6 protein-coding genes are annotated in these 5887 nt (G+C 50.2%); 5 read left to right on the top strand and 1 reads right to left on the bottom strand.

The features are described 5' to 3' along the window. Positions 1-504: 504 nt before the first annotated feature. Together E3J62_08840 and E3J62_08835 are read left to right on the top strand one after the other, a co-directional pair. A complete protein-coding gene (locus tag E3J62_08840; protein TET44998.1) occupies positions 505-750 on the top strand; it encodes a hypothetical protein in 246 nt (81 codons plus the stop codon). 9 nt (positions 751-759) lie between these two features. Continuing rightward, the gene (locus tag E3J62_08835) at positions 760-1323 is read left to right on the top strand and encodes a hypothetical protein (GenBank protein TET44997.1); all 564 of its coding nucleotides are present in this window, start codon (positions 760-762) and stop codon (positions 1321-1323) included. Between the two features lie 198 nt (positions 1324-1521). On the opposite strand, the gene E3J62_08830 is transcribed toward E3J62_08835, so the two are convergent. Further along, on the bottom strand, positions 1522-2040 hold the full coding sequence (locus E3J62_08830) for a nitroreductase family protein (protein ID TET44996.1): 519 nt from the start codon (positions 2038-2040) through the stop codon (positions 1522-1524). A gap of 916 nt (positions 2041-2956) precedes the next feature. On the opposite strand from E3J62_08830, the gene E3J62_08825 reads away from it, so the two are divergent. The 3 genes from E3J62_08825 to E3J62_08815 are packed head-to-tail and all read left to right on the top strand — an operon-like array spanning position 2957 to position 5466. Beyond that, entirely contained in the window at positions 2957-3712 is a 756-nt protein-coding gene (locus E3J62_08825; GenBank protein TET44995.1) for a hypothetical protein, read from the top strand. After that, positions 3705-4736, top strand: coding sequence for a hypothetical protein (locus E3J62_08820; GenBank protein TET44994.1), 1032 nt, complete (start codon positions 3705-3707; stop codon positions 4734-4736). The genes E3J62_08825 and E3J62_08820 overlap by 8 nt, the downstream gene beginning before the upstream one ends. Next, entirely contained in the window at positions 4705-5466 is a 762-nt protein-coding gene (locus tag E3J62_08815) for a hypothetical protein (protein ID TET44993.1), read from the top strand. Before E3J62_08820 ends, E3J62_08815 begins: the two co-directional genes overlap by 32 nt. Positions 5467-5887: the final 421 nt, after the last annotated feature.

Here is a 5887-nt window from a genome sequence, read left to right as displayed (position 1 = left end):
AAAAAGTGTTACCTATGTCCCGGTACATGTGTAACCCATGTCCTGACCCCATACACGGACCAGCTATACTTTCGAAATCGTCTGGGATGGGCTTGAAGATGGTGGAGTCCCGGTTCCCCCTGGAGTCTACTTCTGCCTGGTTGGCATCGGGAAAGAGCATGGAACTGTGGAGATGACCAGGGTTCGGTAGGGTTTTCTTCAAGTGTCGCAAGTCCTGGTGGGACCGGCGGCTCGTCCTGGGAGCTCTCTATCCGCTGGATGCTTTTGTGAGGGCAGACATTACCTTTGGAGAGCGGGTATTCATCCAGGGTGAGGTCACGAGCAAGGACTGGCGGGTGGGTATGGGACAAAGGATGCTCTGGTCCTATGGGAGCAGAAAAGACAATTGACTTTTGGGGGCTAGGCAAGTATAGTAGGAGTGAGAATGTTAGAAAGGTGTATGGGTAGTGCTCGGGGTGTGAAATTCCGAAAATGACCATTTAGGCTAGGAACCTGGAGGCTCACATGGACAAGCCACTCGAAAAGGAATTCAAGTATTACATCAAACACCAAGACGAACTTGTCAAGCAGTACAATGGCAAATTCATCGTGATAAAGAACCGCAAGGTCATTGGGGAATATGACTCTGAGCTAGAAGCCATAAAGGAAACAACCAAGGAGCACGAGCTTGGGACTTTTCTGATACAGAAATGTGAGCCAGGAAGTAAGAGCTACACTCAGACCTACCACTCAAGGGTATCATTTAAGTAGGAATTGGGCATGTCAGTTGAGGCGCGTTGCTTCACCATAGAGGCTGATGGACGGCTTAATGTCCTAGTCACTCCAGTTCGCATCTCGCCAGCATTTGACCCTCGAACCAGAAGGACGCGCCCGAAATCAACACAGTTTTTTGGCGTCTGGGACACGGGAGCCACCGGCTCAGTTGTCTCAAGCAGGGTCGCCCGCCAGTGTGGATTGAAGCCAGTTGGAATGGTTCTGGTTCATCATGCCGGGGGCCAGAAGATGACCAATGTCTATCTCGTGAACCTCTATCTTCCAATGGAGGTGGCATTTTCGCAACTGAGAGTAACCGAAGGAGAACTCGCTGGCGGCGTGGATGTTCTGGTAGGCATGGATGTGATTGGTGCAGGCGATTTTGCAGTATCCAATCTCAAAGGCAAAACCGTTTTCACTTTCAGGATCCCCTCGTGTGAACGCATTGATTTCCTACCAAGAAAGCGAGGAGCAAAAGCGCCTCAGAAGGTATCTGCGAGCAAGGTTGGCAGAAACGACCCTTGCCCATGTGGTAGTGGGAAAAAGTACAAGAAATGCTGCGGGAAGTGAGAGCACCCACCATATTGTTCTAGGAGCAAATGCCCTTAACAGACTATGATTTAACACGATACACTGAATGGGTCATCCCTTCCGGAGCAAACGGTACGCCAGACGACACACTGGACTTCATACCTTTTAACTCAGAGGATGGGTCTAAATGGAAGGGATTGATGTCTTGTTGCCTCACGCAAAAGATAAGTGGGGTACCTACCATTTCTCCATGTGGGTGAGGCGCGAGATCGGCATCCTTCCTCTGTCTTGCGGGCTCCCGTCAGGGTGACCGACAGGGATGAGAGCGATCGGCCTCACATTGCTGGGAAGTTCCAATATTCTGGATGCCTGGCTTTCGTCAAACGCCCCTACCCAGCATGCCCCCAGTCCCTCTGCGTGGACTGCCAGAAGCATATTTTGAATGGCAGCCGTGGCGTCCTGTATGGAGTAGAGGGTTTCCCCGCGCCTGCCATAGGGTTTGGAGCGGTCCATGTTTGCGCATACAACTATTACCACAGGTGCCTCAGCTACGAACTCCTGGTCAAAAGCGGCGTCTGCCAGCCTCTTTTTGGTTTTGGAGTTCCTCACAACCACGAAGTCTCGGGGCTGCAGATTACCGGCTGAAGGAGCCAGGTTCCCGCACTCGAGGATCTTCTCAATTACCTGTGTGGGCACGTCTTCTTTATTAAACGCTCTGACACTCCTCCGGTTCTTGATTGCTTCTATGAGATCCAACTATTCTCCTGTTTTTGCTTCATTTCAGTTTCTTCTCTTTCTTGTGCTTCCTTCTTTCCTTTATGGTCATCTTCGGTTTCCTCTTGGTCTTCTTCTCTCCTTTGTCCTTTCTTGCCATGAGTCTCACCCCCTAACTCAAAGCTTACTATGCCCACCCCTGCCTTGTCAAGAGCTACCACCGGTCTCTCAACTTCCCTGCTTCACCAACACCAGAAATTGAGAAACTCAGAAACTGAGAAATTGCCCAACACTCCCCCGTGACATGACATGGTGACAGGTATAAACTTTTGGATTGCGTACAATCTGTGGTTGTTGGTTTCAATTTCCCAATTTCGTAGTTTCCTAATTTCGTGTTTTGTGTGTAGATGGGCCAAAATGAGGGACGGCGGGATCGTGCAATCCCGCCGCTTGGCTTTGAGTACCTCCTTTAGGTGTTCAGGATATGCTACGGAAGCATATCGAAAAAGTCTTCTTCATCCCATTTAGCAGTCAGTTTCTTCAGTAATCTCTCGATTTCATCGCGTGGCTCGAAGCCTTGATTTGTTGGGATGTCTTTTTCGAGAGTTTCTATGGGAGTTGCGGTTGCCATTCAATGTCCTCCTATGCGGCTAAGCTTTTCATCATCTTATTTAAGCAAAGTCTGTGCCGCATGGGGCAGGGCCAGCTGAATCTGAGCTAACGTCTTGCTATTCTGAGGCGTACTGGAATGCGGGCGATCTCTTCTGCCAGGGCGGATCACTCAAAAATGTGCACAGTGGAACAGTCTGATTCAGAACGATGCAACAAAATGGCTCAGGCCGTGACGCCTGATTCCACCATTGTTATTTCAACGTCTCTATTATATAATTGAAGTTCGGCGCAATCAGTCGCACGCGCATCACGGTAGCACTCAGGGCAGAAGAGAGGGTGAATCAAATTGGACACAGAATGCATACAATGCGGAGCAAAGATCAGTCCAGACAAAGACGACAGATTCTATAGTTGCCCTTTCTGCCGTTCCACTCTTTACATCCAGGAAGGAAGGAGCCTCCAGCACTACTACGTTCCCCTGAAGGTGGTCAAGAAAGACCTGATGTCAATTCTATCCGCGTGGCTTGCAGGCAATGAGCTGCATGAAGATGTTACCATAGTATCGACTAGTTTGATCTACTTCCCTTTCTGGTATTTCCAGTTCGGCGGCAGTGAAAACCACCTCACACCGGCAAACAGCTCAGAGGTAGAGGAGATAAACAGGATAGAGTTGCCTCTCGTTGATCTCTTGCCATTCTCAGCGAAGGAATTGGGCCAATCCAACCTGGTCGAAGCTCAGTTCTTGCACGATGTTTCACTGGAAAAGGTTGTGACGGCCACGAATACTTCTCCAGACCGTCTGGTCTCTTCATCGCTCATACATCTTCCCTTGTGGACTGTTGCATACACCTATGGAACTGACCCGGCGATCTACACAGTTGTTGTGGAAGGAACTGGGGGAGCCGTCTATGCCAACGTGATTCCTGCGGCACCATTGAAGCAACTAAGAGCTGCATATCTCTCACTGGGCTATGGGTCTTTAGCATTGTTCATAGTGGCTGGGCTCGCCTCGCCAAACGTGTGGTGGAGAATAGGGTCATTTGCTGTTCTTGTCCCTATAGTGTTCCTTGTCGGAAAGGTAGTGGTTGACAAGTATGGATGAGCAAGAAACCATAGCGTTGAACTGCCCATCATGCGGTGCAGGAATTGACATAAAAGAGAATGAGCGGATAGTGAACTGCTCCTACTGTGGTGGGAAGCATTTCTTGACTGGAATCAAAGGAACTGTTCGCTCGATCATTCCTTTTGACTTGTCCGAAGTTGACGCGAAGAAGGTGGTTCTTCGATACTTTAGAAAAAGAGAAACGGCCCAGGACATTCCCCAGCGAGGACAGCTGAAAGAGATAACACCCATCTTCGTGCCTTTCTGGAAGGTCAGGGAAGGATACTCTGGCTGGAGGTTCCGACCGGGCGTGCGTCCCCAGGTGATAACTCGGGCTGCAGAGGTGACTGTGCCTGCATGCAGTACAGGAGGGCTGAGGTTCACTTCAGTCCACATGGAACCCCACGATCTGGCAGAACAGGTGCTTTATGAACCCAGAAAGGCGCAAAGAGAGGGGACTGTGTATGATGTGACCATACCAAAGGAAGATATTCTGCAATTGACCAAGAGGAGAGTGCTCGGAAAGACCGGAGGGAGAGGGTTGGGTTCAGTCTTCTTCCAGAGGATAAAACGAATCAGGACTTCTGCCTCGCTCATATACTACCCGTTCTGGTTGATCAAGTACTCTTACAGGGGAAGACTTTATCAGGTGGTGGTGAATGGGAGAAGAGGGCTCATCATATCCGGAAGGTTTCCAGCAAACCTTGCGGCCAGACTTGGTCCACTCATACTGGTATCAGCGCTGGGAGGGTTTCTGGCTACGAGCCTCATCTCACCGACCATGAGATCTGATCCATTGATTGGTTTCGCCCTTCCCATCATTATAGCTCCGTTGATCGTCTTTGGTGTTATTCTCTTCACGCAGCTATTCCAGAGTGGCCTGACAGCGCTTCGCTATGGGCGAGAGGTTCGGATTGAAGATTCAAGGAGAGTTGATCTCCTGCCGGAGTACGCGGGGATGCTGGAAGGGGTCCGCAGCACCTTGAGGGAGTTTGCGGAAGAGTGGCGTGAGGGATACTCTTAGCAGGGCACGTATTCACATTGCGAGGGAAGTTTTGAAAGGTCAGCAAGCACAGCTCGTTTCTCTTACATGTCCTCATTGTGGAGCGCACGAAGTAAGAGGCGGCGGTGATGCTGTCTTCTTCTCGTGCAAGAGTTGCCAGGCGATACTGCAACCACAGGCCGGGAAGCTTACTGTGGTTCCCTGTTTGTGGGAGAAGTCGGAAGAGAAGCCCGCTGAGGGTGCTATCTATGTTCCTTTCTGGATGTTCAGAACAGAAGTGAGTTTTCATGGCAAGCAGCGAGCGATACCGAGTTTGGCCTACCCTGCGGATTTCATGGTTCCAGCCTCAGTTTCGCCGGGAAGGCCGGTTTCAATAGTAAGACTTGGACACAAGGCGACACTGGACGGCGCCACTCATCAGTATTCGACTTCGAAATTGGACATCGAGCCTGACCTTGGCAGATACTCAAGAGACGATGCGGCTGAGGCTGTTGAGCTCATATTCCTTTCTATTGAAAGGGAACTTTTCTCCAGGGCGCCCGGCACCAAATATGAGGTGAAACCGCACTACAAGAACCTCTGCTTTTTCGTGTGGGAGAAAAGCAGATTCGATTTTCTTCATGCTCCAGATGAGCACGTACTGGCGGTTGAAGCCGACTTTGCTCGGCTTGTGCAGGAGGAAAAGATGGGCGATTTCCTCAGCCTCTTTGCCAAGGGACTGACCAGGAAACACTTCGGCGTACCCTTCTGACAGTGCCCTTCCTCCCTGATCATCCCCTAAAACACGAAATTATGAAACTGGGAAATTGGGAACTTTCCTCACCCTGCACCACCTGTAACAGATCACGTGGTGAGTTCGTGATTCCCTTTCATGTCATTGCGAGCCAAATAGGTCCAGCTGAAAAAGAGCCACACTGTCGATAGACAGGGTAGGGTATTTTTCATCCTGAGGCAACGCCGAAGGACCTCCTGGATGCTTTTATGTCACTGGATGAGACATATTTGGTCCTCCGTCGGCGTGAGCCGATGGAGGAGTAACGTCAGCGACGAAGCAATCTGGCACAAGCAGATCCGGAGTTTATCCTGAGAGTATCGAAGGGCTTTCGCTCCCCGTTCTAGAGGCTGTCTCAAAACCTCTTCAATTGTATGATAGGATATGTTATGGTACAAGT

The sequence above is a fragment of the candidate division TA06 bacterium genome, assembly GCA_004376575.1.
Taxonomy (GTDB): domain Bacteria; phylum Hydrothermota; class DG-26; order E44-bin18; family E44-bin18; genus E44-bin18.
Note: the sequence above shows the minus strand (reverse complement) of the source record. Positions and strands in the feature narration are given on the sequence as shown.